This is a genomic window from Puniceibacterium antarcticum (assembly GCF_002760615.1).
Lineage (GTDB): Bacteria > Pseudomonadota > Alphaproteobacteria > Rhodobacterales > Rhodobacteraceae > Puniceibacterium > Puniceibacterium antarcticum.
In genome coordinates this window covers 1-20,610 of the sequence record NZ_AWWI01000186.1, presented here as the reverse complement: position 1 = coordinate 20,610, position 20,610 = coordinate 1, and the positions used below count along the sequence as shown (strand labels likewise).

Sequence of the window (20,610 nt, the reverse complement as noted above, 5' to 3'; positions counted from 1 at the left end):
ATGATCTACCCTTGCAGCGCCGTCCTTCGGGATGGCGCTGCAGTGATTCGAGGGGCGGTGATTTTCTGAAAAATCAGCACAGACCATGGGGCAAGCTCTGGTCGGCAGCGTCTGGCATGAGTAATTCGGCGCTGGAAGCGCCTTGATCGCATGCCATTACTGAGCCGAATAAATTATGCGCGTGCGGCAGACAAGCCACGCGCCAGCGCGCAGAATGCCTCAAGCGACACTTGTTCAGCCCGTTCAGTCGGGGCGATTCCGGCGCTTTTCAGAATCTCTTCAATATCCGGATGCTGGCCTTTCAGGGAGCCGCGCAGCATCTTACGGCGCTGATTGAAGGCGGCTGCCACGATGCCTTCGAGAACCTTTGGATCTGCGGGAAAGCGCGGTTCGGGCAGCGCGGTCAGATGCACCACGGCCGAGGACACCTTGGGTGCCGGTGTGAACGCCTCGGGCGGAAGGGACAACATGATGCGCGCATCGGCGCGCCACTGGGCGAGCAGGGCTAGGCGGCCATAGGCCTTTGATCCGGGGGCTGCAACGATGCGTTCGGCAACTTCGCGCTGAAACATGAGCGTCAGGCTTTGCCAGAACGGCGGCCAGTCCTTGGGGGTCAGCCAGCGCACCAACAATTCCGTCCCGACATTGTAGGGCAGGTTGGCTGCGATGGCGATCGGCGGGGTCAGATGTTCCAGTGGATCAATCTTGAGCGCATCACCTTCGATCACCGTCAGGCGCCCGGGATAGGCCGCGCTGATTTCGGCAAGGGCAGGCAGGCAGCGCGAATCCTTTTCGATAGCCAGCACACGCCGCGCGCCTTCGGCCAGCAGACCACGGGTCAGACCACCAGGACCGGGTCCGATTTCCAGCACATCCATGTTCGTGAGGTTGCCCGCCTGACGCGCGATCTTGGCCGTCAGGTTCAGGTCGAGCAGAAAATTCTGGCCCAAGGATTTGCGCGCAGTCAGGCCGTGGCTCGCGATCACGCGGCTCAGCGGGGGAAGGTCGTCAATGCCGCTCATGGAGATATTCCTTGCGCCATGGTCCATGCCATGCGCATGGCGGCAATGGTCGAGGACGGGTTGGCGAGGCCTTTGCCCGCGATGTCAAAGGCTGTGCCGTGATCAGGTGAGGTGCGAATGAAGGGCAGACCGAGGGTGACGTTCACGCCCTGGTCAAAGTCCAGCGTCTTGATCGGGATCAGCGCCTGATCGTGGTACATGCAGATCGCGGCATCATAGCCTTTGCGCGCGGCGGCGTGAAACATGGTATCAGCAGACATCGGGCCGCGCAGGTCCAGACCTTCGGCACGCAGGGCGTCAAGCACGGGGATGATCAGATCGATTTCCTCGTGTCCCATGCGGCCCCCTTCGCCGGCATGGGGGTTAAGGCCGGCCACAGCGATACGCGGCGCTGCAATGCCGAATTGCGCCTTGAGCGCGGCATGGGTTATTCGAATGCGTTTGCTCAGCAATTCGCCCGTCAGGGCCTGCGGGACATCGCTCAGCGGGATATGGATTGTGGCGGGAACAACGCGCAGTTGTGATGAGGCAAGCATCATCACCACCTCATCCGCGCCCGCCAGATGGGCGAGGTATTCGGTATGGCCGGGATAGGCGAAACCGGCGCCTTCCTGCAGCGCCTGTTTGTGGATCGGCAATGTGCAGATCGCAGATGCGGTGCCCGATCGTGCCAGATCGACCGCGCGGGCGATGACATCAATCACACCCTGCGCCTGTGCGGGCTGGGCAGCTCCGGGGGTTCGGACACCGGCAAAGACGTGACGCAGGACCGGCAGGGCGCCCCCTGCCTGATCTGCCGCAGCATCAGGGTGGTCGATCAGCCGGTATCGCGCGCCGTCGGGCAGATGGGCCGGGTCACCGATCCAGAAAAACGGCAGTTCTGTGCGCAGAGCATCCCATACCGCAACGGCCAGTTCCGGGCCGATTCCCGCAGGTTCGCCGCAGGTCAGCGCGATGGGTGCGGGCATCATTGTTCGATGATGCGGGCGTCGGCGCGCAGCTGTGCCAGGTATCCGTCCGCCAGGCCGCTCAGTCGCTGATTGCGCAGGCCAAGCACCAGATCCTCGCGCGAGGCATCTTCAGATATTGCGTTTGTACGCCCGCAGAGCATCAGAAACATCAATGTTTGGCCGTCTGTGCGGGTCAAAGCGGTCGAAACTTCGCCGGGGTCAAGTTTGGACAGTTCCATCGCGATATCGGTCGGAATCTGCGCAGGGGGCAGGCTGGTGCGGTCAAGTACGCTTTCCGGCTGACCCTTTGCCACGGCAAAAAGGTCATCGCATCGGTCGAGCTTTGAGGCCAGAACCCGTGCACGCGCCAGCGTTTCGGGGCTGCGACCGCCAGACATGTAGTAAGTGGCATATTCCACGGCGGCCACTTCGGGAGTGCTGTAACCCGTTTCTTCGATTGCGCGCAGCTGGAACAGGGCGACGGCATTGGGGATCGGGATCGGCGCTGTCACCTGACCGGGGGCCAGCGCCATAACCAGAGGACGCAGAACGGGCGGCAGATCGGTGATGTTCTGCCAGGGAAGACGTCCCCCGGCATCCCGGCTGGCAGTCGCCGAATATTGGCGCGCCTCGGCTGAAAATGCGCTTTCCGAGGTCAGTTGCGAGATGCGCTCGGCCCGTGCGCGAACAGCTTCTGCCTCTTGTGGGGGGGCGGGCATGATGATTTCAGACAGCTGGACACGCACATTGCTGGCGCCTGTCCCACCTGAGGACAGCGCGCGGTCCACCTCTGCGTCACTGACCGTGCTCTGGCTGGCAAAACGGGCCTGCACCAACTGACGCCAGGACAAACCGGCCAGCACAAAATCGCGGAAGGTCTGTTCCGAAACACCTGCGGATTCCAGCGAGCGCACAAATTCGTCACGGCTGACATTGGCACGTCCGGCAAATTCGTCCATGCCGGCCAGCACCTCTTCTTCGGTGGGGCGGATCCCCGCATCCTGACTGGCCTGCAGGCGCAGCCGGTCTTCGATCAGCTGTTCGCGGGCCAGTTTTGCTGGATCACCCGGCGCGTTCAGCACTTGAAGCATGCGCGCGCGCTGCTGCAGTTCGTATCCGGTGATGACCTTTTCATTGACGATGATCGCCGGGGAAAAAAGCCCCTGCGCCTGTGCGGTCGAAACGAGACTGACGGATCCTAGCAACAGTGGTGCTGTGACGGCCAGTGCGCGGATAAGGCTGGTGAATTTTAGCGGCATGATTGGCGGTACTCCCCGGCGCTGCTCGCGGTGCTGAAGCCTTTCAGCTCAACGGTCAGGCCAAAACTTGTGGATGGTTCAAGACTATCGGAAGAGGCATAGCGGCGCGAGACCGAAAAGGTCACAACCGCGCATTCGTTCTGATATTCGAGGTCGAGCCCGGCCCGTGCAAAACGCCCGTCGGCCAGATCGTAACGCATTTCGGACGCAGTGGCCCAGTTGTCCAGAAAACGGTATCTGCCATCAAAGCTCCATTCCGACAGGGTCCCATCGCGGGATTCATCCGGATCGGTGGCCAGCAACAGGTAGGATGCGCCCAGATTCATTCGGCTTTTGCTCCATACAGCACGGGCTTCGGCCTTTGAAACGCGCTGTTGTTGCACGTCAAAGAGGCTGCGGACGGAGAGAACCAAACCGTCGGATGTATCGATATGTCCAGCCAGCAGCCAGTCGGAGGTGGCACTGGACAGCCCCGAAGAGCGGGTGAAGGCGCTGTCGTCTTCTTCGCGCCACACGCGGCCAAGGGTCAGGCCAGCAGTGAGGCTCGCAGGGTCGTCGCGCAGAAGCCGCAAGCCGAGTGCACTGGTATAGCCGCGCTCGCGCCGGTCGGGCGCGGGAAAGCGCGACAGGGACAATAGGTTGCCTTCGTCGAAGTCCGGGCGGGTGCTTTCATCATTGGTGACCTTTACCCGTTCGCCGCCGATCCAGCCGGCCTGCGCGACCGGTTCGATGAGCCAGCGCGCACCGTTTGCACCGGCCCGCGCCCAGGGCCAGCGCAGATCAACGGCGACGGCAGGTGTGATCTGACTGACGTTGGAGGGCATGGTCGAATCCTGATTGATCCAGAAGCGATCAATCCAGAGCTCACCCAGCACACCGGCGCGCACGCCTCCGGCCAGCGTCCAACGGTTGCGCCAGCTCAACTCGCTGTTCAACCGTGTCACGTCGCGGCCATCCACAAGGGAATCGCTGTCGTTGCTGTCCACATCCAGATCGGAATAGCGATAGTGGTTGTGCAGCTCGGCGCCCAGACGGAATTCGCCGCCAAAACGGGGAAAGAAGCGCCTTTCGTATTCGGCAAGGCCCACGATAGAGGGCTGTGTGGCGTTGCTGTCATCATCGCGCAGGGATTGGTAATGTGTCAGCGACGCCGACAGCATCTCGTTTCGGCGAAAACGCGAAATGGTGATGTTGCTTTCCAGCCGGTCGGCGCCGGAATAGTCGTAATCGTTCAGATACGCGTCGTCCGTTGTGGTCTGAATGCTGAAGCTGAGCTTGAAGTCGCGTTTCAGATCAAAGGACCCTGTTGCGAAAAAATAGCCGCGGGTGTCGTCCGAAGTTAGTGTATCGGCTGAGAAAGCACCGTTCAGCGTGATCTCTCCATAGCGAAAGGCCTGTCGGTAACGCGCCTCAAGCGTACGGGTGACGGGCGACAGATAGGGGGTTAGGGTGAGGTCCTTGTCATCGCCGATGGGGATGAAATAGGGCGTCTTTATCCCGAATCCCAGCAGGGTGGTCGAGCGGATTGACGGTATCAGGAAACCGCGGGCGCGCGCCAGTGTCGGATCCGGCAGCCGCATGTAGGGCACGTAGAAGACCGGAACGTCCAGAATGCGCAGCTGCGCATTTTCAAAGTACATCTGCCGTTCTTGCTGGTCGTGCACCACACGGCTGGCGCGAATCTGCCAGAGCGGTGCGCTCTGGTCGCCGCAAACCTGGCAGGACGTCACGGCGACACGCGAGAGCTGCGTGTAACGTCCGTCCACCCGGCGCGCCTCGACCGAGGCCAGCTGAAGCTGCTGGTCCAGTACCATGCGCGCACCGCGCAACAGCCCGTTTTTCATCCCGGTGTCGAGCTGTCCGGCATCAGCCACCAGCACATTGCCTTGCGGGTCCGTGATCCGGATCGGCCCTTCGAGCGTCAGGGAATCATTGTCCCTGTCATAGATGATGCGGCTTGCCGTCAGGCGGGTGCCGTCCTGCAGCGCCTCGACATTGCCGGTGGCGATCAGACGGCTTTGATTCTCGACCACCACCTGATCGGCGATCAGCAGGGCGCCATCCTGCGCGAGGGTCTGTGTGCTGGGCGCCGTCTGCGCGACAACAGGCCCTGCGGGCAGGGATGCGGCCAGTAACAGACCGAACAGCGGGGGAAGGGTGCGGAACAGGCGCATCAGCCGTCCTCCATATGCAGGATCAGGCCCAGTGCCAAGAGCAGCGCCGCGACCGGGGGCGCCCAGGCTGCCAGATAGACAGATATCTGGCCATTTTCACCCATGATCTGGGCGAAGTTGCGGATGTAATACAGCCCGAACCCCAGCAGGATCGCCGCAAGAACGGAAATGCCGGTGCGTCCCAGACGGCTGTGACGCATGGTGAAACCGGCGCCTACCAGCAAGAGCGCGACAAGAAACAGGGGGCGGGCCAGTTCCATCTGCAGCCAGACCTGATAGCGTCTGGCAGAAAAACCTGCCTGTTCGAGGTCACTGATAAAGCTCGACAGGTTCCAGATCGACACCGAAGAGGGCGTGCCGAACCGGTCGCGGATGTTGTCCTGCGTCAGTGTCGACGGCAACAGAAGTCTGTCCGCGCGGCTGGACGCGGATTCAGGGTTCAGCGCGCTGTTCAGCGGCCAAGACTTTGTATCACGCAGCACCCAGGTCCCGGGTTCGAGGGAGGCTTCTGCCGCTTCGATCCGGCGCAGCGGGCCGCCATCGGGGGCATAGGTGACAAAGCTCACGTCAAAAAGCTTTGTGGCTTGGGCATTGGTGCGGGCCGCGCGGATCACGGTCTGTCCCATATCGCCCCCCTGACGCAGCCACAAGCCTTCGGAGCCGATGGACAGCACGTTCAACCCGCCATTGTCGTACTGTTCCGCCAGTTCGCTGTAGCGTTTTGACGTGGCGGCAACGATGGGATTACCCAAACCCAGGGCCAGTGCGCCGATCAAACCCGCCATGATGGAGGGGGCAACCAGCGCCGCCATACCCGAACGCCCGGAGGCGCGCGTGACAACCAGTTCGGATGATCGCGACAGCGACAGGAAGAGCGCGATCGACGCCAGGATCATCACCAGCGGCAGCATCTGATACAACGATTGTGGCGTGTTCAGCAGGGTCAGTTGCAACACCTGACCAAAGCTGACCGAGGAATCGAACCGGCGCAGCTGATCCACCAGATCCAGCAGGGCCACAAACAGGAAAAAGATCGCGAGCATGCCAAGGAACACGCTCAGAAAACGGCGGGCAAAATAGAAATGCAGAATCATGCGCTGCCCTCTGCCGACATGCTGCGCGCAGACTTGCCAGGTTTGAACGGGCCCGCAGCGCGCTGCAGTAGCAGCACGCAGATCGCAAGACCGATCAAGGTGGGCAGGTAGATCAAGGGCCAGAGCGCGGCATTCTCTCGCACAGGGTCGGTCACCGCACTTTCGACAAGCTTCACCACCACCAGCAGGAATATCGCAAAGACGATCTGTCGACCAACGCCAAAGCGGCTGAAACCGCCGATCATCAGGGCAGAATAGCCGATCATCGCGGCAACCACCGCCAGCAGCGGCTGCTGAAAGCGGTTGTTCGCCTCTTCCAGCGTCTCACCGATGGTTTCATTTGCGGCCTCGGCCACAGCGGCGGTATCCCTCAGCAGCTCTAGCGTGGGGACGAACTGGATCTTGCGGCGGGGTTGGCTGTCGGCTGTGACCAGCCCGCTGATATCGTAGGTGAGATCGGTGAAATTGGTGGTCGACAGCGTCTCTTTGGGCACGTTTAGGGTCTGCGCCAGCCCGCTTTGCATCACCAACTTGGGCCCGGCTGCGTCGCGCAGAAGATAGGCGTTTTCGGCAGTGTAGGTCACCACACGGTTCGGCAGTCGGCGGTCCGACAGAAAGACATTGCGCAGTTCTCCCTCATTGGTGATTTCACGAATGTAGAAGGTTACGCCGCTTGTAGGATGCAGAAACGTGCCCTCTCGCAGAAGGCGTGCGCTGACCGAGCCGGAAATTTCCGTCTCGCGCAGGCGAAGCTGTTCGAGGCTTTTGGGCACCAGAAAATGCGTCAGGATGGACATCATCACTGCAACGATCAGCCCGAACATAAGCACCGGACGTGCCAGCCGCCAGGGCGAAAACCCTGTAGACTGAACGACCGTCAGTTCGGATTCAGAAATCATGCGGTTGGTCACATAGACAGTGGCGGCAAAAGACGCCATCGGCAGCACCATCCGGATCACGTTCGGCAGGCTGAGTGCGGTGAATTCTAGGAAGATACCGGCAGAATGCCCTTCCGCGATCAGGCGGTCAAACAGGATCACTGCCCGGTTCACCCAGTAGACTGACACCAGCACCAGAGCGAAAAAGCCGAACAGCACCATGAGTTGCGACAGCACGTATCTGTCGAATCTGGCCAAGGCGATCCCCCAAGTACCTGTTACGTCGGATGTGACCGTACACTGGCCTGATCTGCTGGAAAATGTCGCTCTGGTCAATGGGGCCTCGGCGCTTTACCTCTTGGGGCAAATCAGGAGAAGTGACATGACCGAGCTGAGAGAGATCACCTTTGCCCCCGTGGACGTCGAGACGCTTGCCGAGGTTGAGGGACGGGTCGCCGTCTTTATCACCGCCGATGGCAAGATGAGCCCGGGCGCGCGGCGCCTGAACCGTCTGACAAAGGGCGCTGTCGCCCGTGCGGTCGAATCCGAGCGTTGGGAAAAACTGGCCGAGGGTGATGTGCTGAGCCTTGCCTATCCCGCCGGTATGCTTGCTGACGGTGTTGATCTGGTCCGGCTGGAACGGCGCGCCGAAGCAGGCGTGGCGCGCAAGGCCGGTGCTGGGCTGGCGCGCGTTGCAGGCACGGCGGAACTGACGGTTCTGGCGGAATCCCAGCGCCACGCCGAAGAAATCGCGCTGGGTCTGGCCCTGCGCGGCTACGGCTTTGACGCACGCAAGTCGCAAAAGGCTGATCCGCTGGGCGCGGCCGTGTTCATGTGTACCAAACCGGACGAGGTTGCCGCCGCTGCCGCGCCGCTTATGGCTGTGGCAAGCGGTGTGGTCTTTACCCGCGATCTGGTCAACGAACCTGCCAATGTGCTCGACACCGTCGAATTCGCTGACCGTCTGCTGGCGCTCAGGGATCTGGGGGTCGAGGTCCAGGTGCTGGAAGAAGCCGAGATGCGCGAGCTGGGCATGGGCGCGTTACTGGCGGTGGGCGAGGGGTCTGAATGCCCGTCCAAGGTGGTCATCATGCGCTGGAACGGTGGCGTTGACGGCGTCGCGCCGCTGGCCCTGATCGGCAAGGGTGTGGTGTTCGACACCGGCGGGATTTCGCTCAAGCCCGCTGCAGGGATGGAGACGATGACCATGGACATGGGCGGCGCGGGGGTTGTGTCGGGCGTGATGCGCACGCTGGCCCTGCGCAAGGCCAAGGCGAATGTTGTGGGTCTGGTCGGCATCGTCGAAAACATGCCGGATTCCAAGGCCATGCGCCCGGGCGATGTCGTGACGTCGATGAAGGGGGACACGATCGAGATCAACAACACCGATGCCGAGGGGCGTTTGGTGCTGTGTGACGTGATGTGGTACGCGCAGGAACATATCAAACCCGCTGCGATGATCGATCTTGCCACCCTGACCGGTGCCGCCATCGTGGCGCTGGGGCATGACAATGCCGCCGTCTATTCCAACGACGATACGCTTTGCGCCAACTTCCTGAAGGCTGCTGCGGCAGAGCAGGAGGGCGCCTGGCGCATGCCCATGGGGCAGCCCTATGCGGATCTGCTGAAATCGCCGATTGCCGATGTGAAAAATTCGGGTGGTCGCCCTGCCGGGTCGATCACTGCCTGCGAATTCTTGCGCCGTTTCGTGCAAAACGGCATGCCGTGGATTCACCTTGATATTGCAGGTGTCGCCCATGTGCCGCGCGATCTGACCTTGTCGCCCAAGGGCGCCACGGGCTGGGGGGTGATGTCGCTCAACCGGCTGATCGCGGAGCAGTTCGAGTCCGCGTGATATGGGAGCTGCCTATTTCTATCACCTGACGCATCGCCCGCTTGAGGTGGCCTTGCCACAGCTTTTGGAACGCGCGCTGGCCAATGGCTGGCGCGTGGCGGTGCGCGGGCGCAACCCGGGACAAATGAGCTGGCTTGACGAACAACTCTGGCTGCGCCCTGACGATGGCTTTCTGCCCCACGGGCTGGCGGGCGGGGCGCAGGATGCGGCGCAGCCGGTGCTTCTGACGACCACGTCAGAGGTGCCGAATGCGGCGGTCTGTCTGATGACGGTGGACGGGGCAGAGGTGTCGGCAGGGGAAGTGCAGGCGATGGAACGCACCTGCGTGCTGTTCGACGGCAATGATCCGGCCGCGGTGCAGGCGGCGCGGGTGCAGTGGAAAGCCCTGACAGATGCCGGGTGTTCCGCGCAATACTGGTCCGAAGAGTCGGGCCGCTGGGAGAAGAAGGCCGAGAAGTGAGGAATCACCGCTCCAGGATCATCTTGCCGCCGGAAATCTCCAGCCGCTTGAACCGCTGCAGATAGGTCATGCCCAGCAGCGACTCATCCATCTCGCCGTCATTCACATAGGCGCGCACCTCGCTGTCGCTGAACGGACCCAGGGACATCTGCGCAATCTCGACAGGCGCGGTCTGCACCGGGCCATTGGCGGTCATGGCCGTGGCATAAAATGCCAGACCTTGCAGATCGAGACCGGCCCTGAGCGCATCATCGCGGGTCAGAACGATCCCGCTGGCGCCAGTGTCCACCACGAAGCGCACCGGCGCGCCGTTGAGCGTCAGTGTCACATAGTAATGACCGTCCGGCGCGCGGGGCAGTTCGACGCGGCCCTGATCTGCAAAAACCGCCTGTTGCGGGGCCACCGTCTGGCGGATGTCATCCCAAAGGCCGATGCCTGCAATAGTGCCCAGAAAGATCAGCCCCCAGGCGGCAGCGGCCTGCGCCTTTTTTCCCAGGGAATCGCGGTTCTGCACAAACAGCCAGAACACCAGCACCGCCCCCAGAAGGATCAGATAGGCAAGGTTTCCGCTTTCAGGTGACGACATCTCTGCATCCTTTGCGGCTTGCCCTCATGTAGGTACGCAAGTCGGGCGATAGTAGGGTCAGCCGCCAAGACCAAAGGCGCGCAGCCCGTCCAGCACAAATTGCACCGACAATGCCGCGAGCAGCATCCCCAGAAGCCGCGTCACCACGGTGATCCCGGTTTTGCCCAGAGCACGTTCGATCACGCCGGCGCTGAAAAACATCATCAGCAGCAGCATCAGTACGCCGATCAGCACCCCCAGAACCGATGCAACGCCAACCGCGTCTTCGGCCTGACCGGTCAGCAGGATGACCGAGGCTATGGCCCCGGGCCCGGCAATCAGCGGAATGGCAAGGGGAAAGACCGATGGGTCGGGATACTCCTGTTCCGGCTCAGCCTTGTCCGCGCGCCGTTTGGTGCGGCGTTCGAACAGCATGTCCAGAGCGGTCAGGAACAAAAGGATCCCGCCCGAGATCCGGAAGGCGGGCATCGAAATGCCGATGAAGCCCAGAACCGATTCCCCAAGAAAGGCGAAGAGGACCAGCACACCTGCGGCGAGGGCACAGGCGCGTATCGCAACAGAGCGACGATGACGGGCATCGGTGTCTGCAGTCAGGGCGATGAACATCGGGGTCAGCCCGATTGGATCGATCACCACAAACAGCGTGGCAAAGGCGGTGATGAGAAAGGCGCTGTCCATCCCTCTGGCTTAGGCAGAGTCTGGCACTGTGGCAAGCCAGTTTGAGCGTCGCGGGTGGAGAGCGCCGGAGTGAGGGGCCAGCCCCTCACACTCCCCGGGATATTTAAGGGCAGATGAAGCAGGGGCTCTGTTCTGTGCGTCTTTTCTTTGCAGACCGGCCCGGCGGAGGCGCAACAGGCGCAAGGTCCGTTATGCGAAGCCTGCGCCGGTTGTCAGACGAGGGCGGATCAGACCGTTTCGGCCTGATCCAGTTTCTCGAGCGCGGCCATCCAGAGCGCCTCGGCGCGGCCAAGCGCTTCCATCACCTCGGCGTATTTCTTGTTCCAGGTGGCGAGTTCACCCGCGCGGCTGTCTTCGTAAAGCTCTGGGTCAGAGAGTTTCTTGGCCAGCTTGTCGCGCATCTCGTTGATTTTTTTCACCCGTTCTTCGCCTTTGCGCGCATCGGAGCGCAGGGCGAGGATGGCATCGCGCGAGGGCCGCTTGGGTTTCTCTGCGGCGGGTTTCGACGATTTTGCAGGTTTGTCCGAGGCGAGCAGCAGTTTGCGGTACGCCTCGAGATCATCGTCATAGGGCGCAACGGTGCCGTCCTTGACCAGCCAGAGCCGGTCCGCGACCATGCCGAGCAGGTGCATGTCGTGGCTGACGAGGATCACCGCACCGGAATAGGCCGTCAGCGCATTGACCAGTGCCTCGCGGCTTTCGATGTCGAGGTGGTTGGTCGGCTCATCGAGGATGAGCAGGTGCGGCGCGTCGATGGTGGCAAGCAGCAGCGACAGACGCGCCTTTTGCCCGCCCGAGAGGCGCCCGGCCTCTGTATCGGCCTGATCTGCGCCAAGGCCAAAACCGGCCAGCTGAGCGCGCAGTTTGGATTGCATCGTGTCCGGGCGCAGCCGCTGCAGGTGGCTGAGGGGGCTTTCGTCAATATGCAACTCGTCCACCTGATGCTGGGCGAAATAGCCGATGCGCAGCTTGTTGGAGCGGGTCATCTTGCCATCGATCAGCGGCAGGCGGTCCGAGAGCAGTTTGGACAGGGTGGATTTGCCCTGACCGTTCTTGCCCAAGAGCGCGATGCGGTCGTCCTGATCAATGCGCAGGTCAAGCTTGCGCAGCACCACAGTGTCGCCATAGCCGGTCGAGCCACCTTCGATGTGAATGATCGGGGGCGACAGCTCGTCCGGTTGTGGGAAGGTGAAAACGCGCTTTGCCATTTCTTCCGGCGGGGTGATCGTGTCCATCTTTTCGATCATCTTGACGCGGGCTTGGGCCTGTTTGGCCTTTGAGGCCTTGGCCTTGAATCGGTCCACAAACTTTTGCAGGTGATCCTTGCGGGCCTGCTGTTTCTTGGCCATCGAGGTCAGAACGGCGCGCTGTTCGGCGCGTTGGCGCGCGAACTGATCGTAGGGGCCGTTCCAGTAGGTGAGCTTGCGTTCCTCAAGGTGGAGGATGCCGCCGACGGCGCGGTTCAGCAGGCCGCGGTCGTGGCTGATGATGATGACTGTGTGCGGGTATTTGGCGAGGTAGTTTTCCAGCCAGAGCGCACCTTCGAGGTCGAGGTAGTTGGTCGGTTCGTCCAGCAGCAGCAGGTCGGGCTGCGCAAACAGCACGCCCGCCAGCGCCACACGCATCCGCCAGCCGCCCGAAAAGGCCGAGCAGGGCTGAAGCTGTTCGTGATCGTCAAAGCCGAGGCCCTTGAGGATCGACGCGGCGCGTGCTTCGGCGGACCAAGCGTCGATATCCGCGAGCCGTGTCTGTACCTCGGCGATGCGATGGGCATCGGTCGCGGTCTCTGATTCCGCCATGAGGCTTGCGCGTTCGGTATCCGCCGCAAGCACCGTGTCGAGCAGCGAGGTTTCCGAGGCAGGCACCTCCTGCGCGACGCCGCCGATCTTGGCGCGGCTGGGCAAGGATATGGTGCCGGTGTCGAGCGTGAGTTCGCCACGAATCAGCTTGAATAGCGTGGTTTTGCCCGCGCCGTTGGCTCCGACGAGGCCCACCTTGTGGCCTTCGGGGATCGTCGCAGAGGCTTCGACCATAAGCGGTCGGCCTTCGACGGAATAGGATATGTCCTGAATCTTGAGCATGGGCGCGCCATAGCAGAGGTCTTTGACGGGCGCCAGAGAGTGAAAGGGGGAGACAGGATTTTGATCGCTCGAGGTCGCTGGACTGCTGAGTTTCGATGCGATCCTGACTGGACAGACCTAATTCATGGTTAATGCAGCGTTTCCGGGCGGGGGCGCCCATGTGAAATCCCGCGTGCTGCGGCCCTGCATCAGGTCTTTCCATGGTCCGAGCCGCGTGGTATCGGGGCCGCAATCTGGACTTTACCCAACCCATTTTGGGTTTGAACTATGGAGCACGACACATGGCCACCGAACGCACCCTGAGCATCATCAAACCCGATGCCACCAAGCGCAACCTGACCGGCAAGATCAATGCCAAATTCGAAGAAGCAGGCCTGCGCATTGTCGCGCAGAAGCGCATTCACCTGAGCAAAGAGCAGGTCGGCGTTTTCTATGCCGTTCACAAAGAACGCCCCTTTTACGACGAACTGTGTGAATTCATGGCGTCCGCACCCGTTGTTGTTCAGGTTCTGGAAGGCGAAGGCGCCATCTCAAAGAACCGTGAAGTTATGGGCGCGACCAACCCCGCCGACGCAGCCGAAGGCACGATCCGCGCAGAGTTCGCAGAATCCGTTGGCGAAAACTCGGTTCATGGCTCTGACGCGCCCGAGACTGCTGCCGAAGAAATTTCCTACTTCTTCGCGGGTCTTGAGCTGGTCGGCTGATCCTCTAGCTCACCTTCCGATCTGAATGAATAAGGGCACCTTCGGGTGCCCTTATTGCGTTCTTTCGGGGGCGTTCAGCGGGCTGTGGCGCTGCTCGACATAGGCACGCAGCAGTGCGGCGTTGCGCAGGTTTGATTTGAATCCCACATCGAAAATATCGCCGACAATCGGGACCAGGCCGATCAGCCAGTCTGCACCTGAATTCAGAACCATGCGTGTTATCATGGACTTGGGCGCGCCAAGACTGCGGGCGGTGTGCAGCTGATAGGCGAGCGGGAAAAGTGCGATCGTGTCACCAACGCCCGGCACAAGGCCGATGATGCTGTCCCAGCCGAGCCGGATGCCCGTCAGGGGCACCCGGAAGGCCGAGTCCATGCGGCGTGCCAGCCTTTCGACCCGCGCGACAGCGCGAAAATCGGCCTCTGCGCTCATGCGCGGGAGGGGCCGGTGCGAGCGATGATCCAGACGGCATGGACGATTCCGGGGATATAGCCGCAGAGGGTTAGAAGAATATTCAGCCAGAAATGCTTGCCCAGGCCTACCTGAAGAAAGACCCCAAGCGGCGGGAGAATGACGGCAAAGATGATGCGTATGAGATCCATTGGGAACATGCCCTTTCGTGCGATGTCGATTGAAGAGTCAACGTCACAAAAGGACAAATGTTCCGGTTTAACCCTGTCTGGGCAGGTTCAGACCTATGTCGCGCAGAAACTTTTCCAGCGCTTCAGGGGGGTGATCGGGATCAGTTGACCGTGCGGTTTTCAGACTGTCGAACTGGCTGCGCAGGCCCAGTTTTTCCGCGCCTTTGCAGTCGTTCCACGGGCGCCCCTGCAGGGCCATGTGCAGCACGTAATAGCTGATGAAATGCGGTCGGGTGCCGGTGGCCATCATCCGGCGGTAAGCCTCGTGTGCACCCAGGTCGCGCAGGGTTTCTGCGCTGTCGATCCCGGCGCGGGTGCAGGCCTCTTCGACGGCGGGGCCGAGATTGCGCAGACTGGATACCGGCGTTTTGGCCATCTGGACCTCGTATGGAAAACGTATGGGAACCGTCTGGTTTCCATATGGCTGCAGAAGGTGCCCAGAACTGCTAGGCTGGGGCGAAGTCCGAGGGGATCAGCATTCCGGCAAAGCTGCACAGCGTCTGCAGTGCCACGGCAAAGCTGTCATCTGCCACCGTCATTGCCAAGCGGATGTGACCGCTGGCCGCGGCGCCAAAGCTTTCACCGGGCATCACCGCGATCCGGTGGGTGTCGAGCAGAGCATTGGCAAAGGCTTCGCCCGTCATGCCGGTGCTGCGGATGTCGAGCATCAGGTACATGGCACCCTGGCTGGGGATGTGGCCCACGACATTCTGGCCTTCGAGGATGGACATCGCGAGCGCGCGGCGGCGGCGGAAGGGGGCCGCGACCTCTTCTTCCAGCGCGGCGCCTTGGGCGAGGGCAAAGACGGCGGCGTCCTGAATATAGCCGGGCACCCCGTAGGTGGTGTTGGTAGCAAGATCCGAGAGCTTTTCGATCACGTGTTCGGGTGCGACGATCCAGCCGATGCGGCTGCCGGTCATGGCGTGGCTTTTCGACATTGACCCGACCACCAGCGTGCACTGATCCATCCCCGGCAGCGCGCGGGGTGACAGATGCGCGCCTTCCCAGATCTGGGTTTCATACACCTCGTCCGAGATCACCCAGAGGTCATGATCGAGCGCTGCATGGGCAATGTCTTCGAGTGTGCTGCGCGGATAGACGACGCCTGTGGGGTTGTTGGGGGTGTTCACCAGCAGGCTTGCGGCGCCATGGGCAAGGGCCGCGTCGCTGATCCTGTCATAATCGGGCAGAAAGCTGTCCTCGGCCCGGGTGGCGATCGCCTGGGGGACGGCTCCGGCGGCACGGATCGTGCCGGGATAGGTCGCATAATAGGGATCGATGTAAAGCGCGGTTTCCCCGGGGTTGCAGCAGGCCATATGCGCGGCGAACAGTGCCGATTGCCCGCCTGGCGTGATCAGCACATTTTCGCGCGCCGTGGGAATGCCGGTGTTCCGGGTGATCCGGGCCGCCACGGCGTCGCGCAGGGCCGTGATCCCGGGAATCGTGGCATAGCCGGTGTGCCCGGCCTGTGCGGCGCGGTGCATCGCATCAAGAATTGCGGGATGGGTGCGGATGTCATGTTCACCGATGGTCAGTTCGGTCACCATCTCACCTGCCGCGACCATGGCCCGGGCGCGGTAAAAGACCCCCCATCCGTCAGAGCCGCTGCCATTGATCGAGAGGATGCGTGAAGAGAGATGTGGCATGACAGAGGCTTTCACAAAGGGAAGAGCGTTGCGACTCTTTTGCCAAGCGCGCGTGGCGGGGGCAAGGGGGTGCTGCGTTGCGGCAAGTGACGAGGAATGTTTTTGTGCTTGATCTCAAGTGGACTTGAGGAATTAGCAAGAGCGCATTGATCTTGAAACCAAAGGAGCGAGACAATGTCGGCACGGTTGGAACATATGAATATTACGGTGGCGGATCTGGAGGCGACGGCGGCGTTTCTGGCGGCGGTGTTTGGCTGGTCCGTGCGCTGGAGCGGGGCGGCGATTGCCAATGGATACGCGGTGCATGTGGGGGATGATGCGGGATATGTTGCGCTCTACCGGCCCGGCGACGGGCGCACGCGTGACGTGGCCGAACGCTATGCCGCCCGTGGCGGGCTGAACCACATCGGCATCGTGGTGGAGGATCTGGCGGCGGTCGAGGCGCGTGTGGTTGCCGCAGGCTATGTGCCGCACAGCCATGCGGATTATGAACCCGGGCAGCGGTTCTATTTCGAGGGGCCGGATGCGGTGGAATACGAGGTGGTGTCCTACGGCTGAGGGCGCGGCGGGGCCGGGGGTATTTCTGCCCCGGCCCCTGTGCGGCGTGCTTGTCAGGCGGGGGCGGGCGTGCTAATCGGATCGCCATGAACACCGCTGCACCCCTTATTTGCTGCATTACCTGCTGATCTTTCGGCGGGCCGGTATTCTGTTTCCTTCTCAAGACTGAATTGCTAAGTCCGCCGCGACCCCTCGCGAGGACGGAGCTATGGATATCTTTCTGACCAACACCGCAACACGCAAGAAAGAGCTGTTTGCGCCGCTGAACCCGGACGATGTGCGCATGTATGTCTGCGGGCCGACGGTCTATGACCGCGCCCATCTGGGCAATGCGCGCCCGGTGATCGTGTTCGACGTGCTCTATCGGCTGCTGCGGCATGTCTATGGCGAAGGCCACGTGACCTATGTGCGCAATTTCACCGATGTGGATGACAAGATCAACGCGCGGGCGGCCGAGTCGGGCCGGACGATCGGAGAGATCACCGCCGAGACGACGCAGTGGTTTTTGGACGATATGGGCGCGGTTGGCGCGCTGGAGCCGGACCACATGCCGCGCGCCACGCAGTATATTCCGCAGATGGTGGCGATGATCGGCGATCTGATTGCCAAGGGCCACGCCTATGCTGCCGAGGGGCATGTGCTGTTTTCCGTCGATTCCTACGCCGAATATGGTCGCCTGTCGGGCCGGTCGGTTGACGATATGATCGCCGGGGCACGGGTCGAGGTTGCGCCCTACAAGCGCCATCCGATGGATTTTGTGCTGTGGAAGCCATCGTCAGACGATCAGCCGGGCTGGGAGTCGCCTTGGGGGCGGGGGCGTCCGGGCTGGCATATCGAATGCTCGGCCATGGCGTTCGAGCTGCTGGGCGAGTCGTTCGACATTCACGGCGGCGGCAATGATCTGATGTTCCCGCATCATGAGAACGAGATTGCGCAGAGCTGCTGCGCCCATCCCGGCGGCGGGTTTGCCAAGGTCTGGCTGCACAACGAGATGCTGCAGGTCGAGGGAAAGAAAATGTCTAAATCTTTAGGCAATTTCTTTACCGTGCGCGATCTGCTGGATCAGGGCGTGCCGGGCGAGGTGATCAGGTTCGTGATGCTGAGCACGCATTACCGCAAGCCGATGGACTGGACAGAGCAGAAAGCAAAAGAGGCGTCACGGACGTTGCTGAAGTGGCGCAAACTTGTTCAGGACGTTGTAGCGGCCCCGATGCCCGCTCCCGCTGTATTGGAGACGCTGTGCGACGATCTTAACACGGCGGGCGCGATCGCGGCGATGCACGAACTGGCCAGCCAGGGGGCGCTGCCGGAACTGAAGGCGAGCGCGCAGATGCTAGGATTGCTGGGCGATGATATGGGCGACTGGGTCGAGAGACCGGGCCAATTGCTTGATGCTTGGTCGCAGCGTCTGACGCAAGCGCGTGAGCTGGCCATGCAGACCAAGGACTTTGCAGAGCTTGATCGGCTGAAAGCCACTCTTGTCGATGTGGGGGTGTCTGTTCAGATGAGCAAAGAAGGCGTGGTCTTGGCCGCAGGTCCAGAGGTCGATCTGGCGAAGCTGGAGGATCTGACGTGAAAGGACAGTGCAGTCTGATCTCTTGCAGTGGGGGCCAGCCCCCACTCCCCCGGGATATTTTTGGGCAGATGAAGCGGGGGCGGTGTGATGGGTAAGGAGCGGCTTTATCTCTATGACACCACTCTGCGCGACGGGCAGCAGACTCAGGGTGTGCAGTTTTCCGTGGCGGAAAAGCTGCGGATCGCGGCGGCTCTGGATGCTCTGGGCGTGGATTACATCGAGGGCGGCTGGCCGGGGGCCAATCCGACGGATTCCGGATTCTTTGATGCGGTCGGGGCGACGCGGGCGCGGATGACCGCCTTTGGCATGACCAAACGCGCCGGGCGGTCGGCCGAGAATGACGATGTGCTGGCGGCGGTGCTGGATGCGGGCACTGGGGTGGTCTGTCTTGTGGGCAAGGCGCATGAGTTTCATGTGACCACGGCGCTGGGCATCACGCTGGACGAAAATGTCGAGAATATCCGCGCGAGTGTGGCCCATTGTGTGGCCAGCGGGCGCGAGGCGTTGCTGGACGCCGAGCATTTCTTTGACGGCTACCGCGCCCATCCGGCCTATGCCTTGGAGTGTCTGCACGCCGCGCTGGGCGCCGGGGCGCGCTGGGTGGTGTTGTGTGACACCAATGGCGGCAGTCTGCCGTCTGATATCGGGCGGAGTGTGTCCGAGGTGATTGCGGCGGGTGTGCCCGGGGATCGTCTGGGCATTCACACGCATAATGATACCGAGATGGCGGTGGCCTGTACTTTGGCGGCGGTGGACGCGGGGGTGCGGCAGGTGCAGGGCACGCTGAACGGGCTGGGCGAGCGGTGCGGCAATGCCAACCTCGTGTCGCTGATCCCGACGCTGCTGCTGAAGGCGCCCTATGCGGAGCGGTTCGAGATTGGCGTGTCGCTGGACGGGCTCGCCGGGCTGACGCGGCTCAGCCGGATGCTGGATGATATCCTGAACCGGGTGCCGATGAAGCAGATGCCTTATGTGGGCGGCTCGGCCTTTACCCACAAGGCGGGCTTACATGCCAGCGCGATCCTCAAGGATCCGACGACCTATGAACACATCGACCCCGGTCTGGTGGGCAACCGGCGCTTTGTGCCGATGTCCAATCAGGCGGGGCAAAGCAACCTGCGCCGCCGGCTGGCCGAGGCGGGGATAGAGGTGGCACCGGGCGATCCGGCGCTGGGGCGCATCCTTGACGTGGTGAAGGCGCGCGAATCCGAGGGGTATTCCTATGACACCGCTGAGGCGTCATTCGAGCTTCTGGCGCGGGCCGAGCTGGGGAGGCTGCCCGAGTTCTTTGAGGTCAAGCGCTACCGCGTCACGGTCGAGCGGCGCAAGAACAAGCGCAACAAGGTGGTGTCGCTGTCCGAGGCGGTGGTTGTGGTCAAGGTTGATGGGGTCAAGACCCTGTCGGTGAGCGAATCCATGGACGAAAGCGGGTCGGATCGCGGCCCGGTGAATGCGCTGTCCAAGGCGCTGTCCAAGGATCTGGGCCGCTATCAGGCGATGATCGAGGATCTGCGGCTGGTGGATTTCAAGGTGCGCATCACACAAGGCGGCACAGAGGCTGTGACCCGGGTCATCATCGATTCTGAGGACGGGCAGGGGCGGCGCTGGTCCACGGTCGGTGTCTCGGCGAACATCGTCGATGCCTCGTTCGAGGCGCTGCTGGATGCGGTGCGCTGGAAGCTGGTGCGCGATTGCGGGGATGGCGCGTGACGTCGCAACGCCTCGCGTCTTCATCTGCCCCTAAATATCCTCGGGGGTGAATGCGCGCATCGCGCGCAGAGGGGGCAGACAGCCCCCTTTGCTCTGTAAACATGTGCGGGACAGCCGGTTGCTGCCGTGCGCTGGTCACGCTAGGGGACACCATGACTTTTGACGATGATCTTATCGCCTGCGCGCAAATGGTCGAACGCGCCGATCCGGACCGGTTCCGCGCCCTGATGGCGACACCCGTCGCGGCGCGGGCCAAGCTGTTCCCGATCTATGCCTTTAACATCGAAGCCGCGCGCGCGCCCTGGGTGACGCAAGAGACGATGATCGCCGAGATGCGCCTGCAATGGTGGCGTGACGCGCTGGAGGAGATCCGCAGCGGTGCCACGGTGCGCCGGCACGAGGTCGTGACGCCGCTGGCCGGTGTGCTCGACAGCACCTCTGCCGAACTGCTGGACCGGGGCGTTGCGGCGCGGCGCTGGGATATTTACCGAGACCCGTTCGAGGATGTCGCGCATTTTCAGCGTTATATCGAAGAGACGGGCGGTCATCTGATGCTGGCCTCTGCCCGCGCCCTGGGCGGCCAGGACGATGCCGCCGCGCTGGACCTGGGGTATGCGGCGGGGCTTGCCGCCTATCTGCGCGCGGTGCCGGAACTGGAATCGCGCGGGCGGGTGCCTCTGGTCGATGGAAGGGTCGAGGCGGTGGCAGAGCTGGCACGCGGCGGGCTGGAACGTCTGG

General features: G+C 62.2%; 20 protein-coding genes. 7 read left to right on the top strand and 13 right to left on the bottom strand.

Annotated elements, in window-relative coordinates; genetic code table 11:
- Positions 1-173: 173 nt before the first annotated feature.
- The 6 genes from rsmA to lptF are packed head-to-tail and all read right to left on the bottom strand — an operon-like array spanning position 174 to position 7,635.
- Positions 174-1,022 carry a 16S rRNA (adenine(1518)-N(6)/adenine(1519)-N(6))-dimethyltransferase RsmA gene (rsmA, locus tag P775_RS26820; protein ID WP_099913860.1) on the bottom strand — a complete coding sequence of 283 codons (849 nt, stop codon included), beginning with the start codon at positions 1,020-1,022 and terminating at the stop codon, positions 174-176.
- A complete protein-coding gene (pdxA, locus tag P775_RS26815) occupies positions 1,019-1,990 on the bottom strand; it encodes a 4-hydroxythreonine-4-phosphate dehydrogenase PdxA (protein WP_099913922.1) in 972 nt (323 codons plus the stop codon). The genes rsmA and pdxA overlap by 4 nt, the downstream gene beginning before the upstream one ends.
- Positions 1,990-3,231, bottom strand: a complete 1,242-nt coding sequence (locus tag P775_RS26810) for a peptidylprolyl isomerase (protein WP_099913859.1) — start codon at positions 3,229-3,231, stop codon at positions 1,990-1,992. Before P775_RS26810 ends, pdxA begins: the two co-directional genes overlap by 1 nt.
- On the bottom strand, positions 3,222-5,405 hold the full coding sequence (locus tag P775_RS26805) for an LPS-assembly protein LptD (RefSeq protein ID WP_099913858.1): 2,184 nt from the start codon (positions 5,403-5,405) through the stop codon (positions 3,222-3,224). Before P775_RS26805 ends, P775_RS26810 begins: the two co-directional genes overlap by 10 nt.
- Positions 5,405-6,499, bottom strand: a complete 1,095-nt coding sequence (gene lptG, locus P775_RS26800) for an LPS export ABC transporter permease LptG (protein WP_099913857.1) — start codon at positions 6,497-6,499, stop codon at positions 5,405-5,407. The genes P775_RS26805 and lptG overlap by 1 nt, the downstream gene beginning before the upstream one ends.
- Positions 6,496-7,635, bottom strand: a complete 1,140-nt coding sequence (gene lptF / locus P775_RS26795) for an LPS export ABC transporter permease LptF (RefSeq protein ID WP_099913856.1) — start codon at positions 7,633-7,635, stop codon at positions 6,496-6,498. The genes lptG and lptF overlap by 4 nt, the downstream gene beginning before the upstream one ends.
- A gap of 124 nt (positions 7,636-7,759) precedes the next feature.
- On the opposite strand from lptF, the gene P775_RS26790 reads away from it, so the two are divergent.
- Both P775_RS26790 and P775_RS26785 read left to right on the top strand, forming a co-directional pair.
- Complete coding sequence (locus tag P775_RS26790) at positions 7,760-9,232, top strand: leucyl aminopeptidase (protein WP_099913855.1); 1,473 nt, start codon at positions 7,760-7,762, stop codon at positions 9,230-9,232.
- Between the two features lies 1 nt (position 9,233).
- Entirely contained in the window at positions 9,234-9,692 is a 459-nt protein-coding gene (locus P775_RS26785; protein ID WP_099913854.1) for a DNA polymerase III subunit chi, read from the top strand.
- 4 nt (positions 9,693-9,696) lie between these two features.
- Here P775_RS26785 and P775_RS26780 read toward each other — a convergent pair whose 3' ends face one another.
- From P775_RS26780 to P775_RS26770, 3 genes are all read right to left on the bottom strand, one after another.
- Positions 9,697-10,278, bottom strand: a complete 582-nt coding sequence (locus P775_RS26780; RefSeq protein WP_099913853.1) for a retropepsin-like aspartic protease family protein — start codon at positions 10,276-10,278, stop codon at positions 9,697-9,699.
- 57 nt (positions 10,279-10,335) lie between these two features.
- Positions 10,336-10,956 carry a MarC family protein gene (locus P775_RS26775; RefSeq protein WP_099913852.1) on the bottom strand — a complete coding sequence of 207 codons (621 nt, stop codon included), beginning with the start codon at positions 10,954-10,956 and terminating at the stop codon, positions 10,336-10,338.
- A 227-nt stretch (positions 10,957-11,183) separates the two neighbouring features.
- On the bottom strand, positions 11,184-13,037 hold the full coding sequence (locus tag P775_RS26770) for an ABC-F family ATP-binding cassette domain-containing protein (protein ID WP_099913851.1): 1,854 nt from the start codon (positions 13,035-13,037) through the stop codon (positions 11,184-11,186).
- Positions 13,038-13,318: 281 nt separating this feature from the next.
- On the opposite strand from P775_RS26770, the gene ndk reads away from it, so the two are divergent.
- Positions 13,319-13,741, top strand: a complete 423-nt coding sequence (ndk, locus tag P775_RS26765) for a nucleoside-diphosphate kinase (RefSeq protein WP_099913850.1) — start codon at positions 13,319-13,321, stop codon at positions 13,739-13,741.
- A 51-nt stretch (positions 13,742-13,792) separates the two neighbouring features.
- Here the strand turns inward: ndk and P775_RS26760 are convergent, their stop codons facing one another.
- From P775_RS26760 to P775_RS26745, 4 genes are all read right to left on the bottom strand, one after another.
- Positions 13,793-14,173: a DUF4112 domain-containing protein gene (locus P775_RS26760; protein ID WP_099913849.1), complete on the bottom strand. Its 381-nt coding sequence runs from the start codon at positions 14,171-14,173 to the stop codon at positions 13,793-13,795.
- Positions 14,170-14,343, bottom strand: a complete 174-nt coding sequence (locus P775_RS26755; RefSeq protein ID WP_099913848.1) for a YqaE/Pmp3 family membrane protein — start codon at positions 14,341-14,343, stop codon at positions 14,170-14,172. The genes P775_RS26760 and P775_RS26755 overlap by 4 nt, the downstream gene beginning before the upstream one ends.
- 67 nt (positions 14,344-14,410) lie before the next feature.
- A complete protein-coding gene (locus P775_RS26750) occupies positions 14,411-14,758 on the bottom strand; it encodes a TfoX/Sxy family protein (RefSeq protein ID WP_099913847.1) in 348 nt (115 codons plus the stop codon).
- A gap of 70 nt (positions 14,759-14,828) precedes the next feature.
- Complete coding sequence (locus P775_RS26745) at positions 14,829-16,028, bottom strand: pyridoxal phosphate-dependent aminotransferase (RefSeq protein WP_099913921.1); 1,200 nt, start codon at positions 16,026-16,028, stop codon at positions 14,829-14,831.
- Positions 16,029-16,202: 174 nt separating this feature from the next.
- Between P775_RS26745 and P775_RS26740 the strand changes: the two genes are divergently transcribed.
- The 4 genes from P775_RS26740 to P775_RS26725 all read left to right on the top strand — a co-directional run.
- Entirely contained in the window at positions 16,203-16,586 is a 384-nt protein-coding gene (locus tag P775_RS26740; RefSeq protein WP_099913846.1) for a VOC family protein, read from the top strand.
- A gap of 208 nt (positions 16,587-16,794) precedes the next feature.
- Positions 16,795-18,162, top strand: a complete 1,368-nt coding sequence (gene cysS, locus P775_RS26735; RefSeq protein WP_099913845.1) for a cysteine--tRNA ligase — start codon at positions 16,795-16,797, stop codon at positions 18,160-18,162.
- A gap of 87 nt (positions 18,163-18,249) precedes the next feature.
- On the top strand, positions 18,250-19,872 hold the full coding sequence (gene cimA / locus P775_RS26730) for a citramalate synthase (protein WP_099913844.1): 1,623 nt from the start codon (positions 18,250-18,252) through the stop codon (positions 19,870-19,872).
- Between the two features lie 152 nt (positions 19,873-20,024).
- The coding region (locus tag P775_RS26725) for a squalene/phytoene synthase family protein (protein ID WP_099913920.1) at positions 20,025-20,610 on the top strand (586 nt) is incomplete at its 3' end.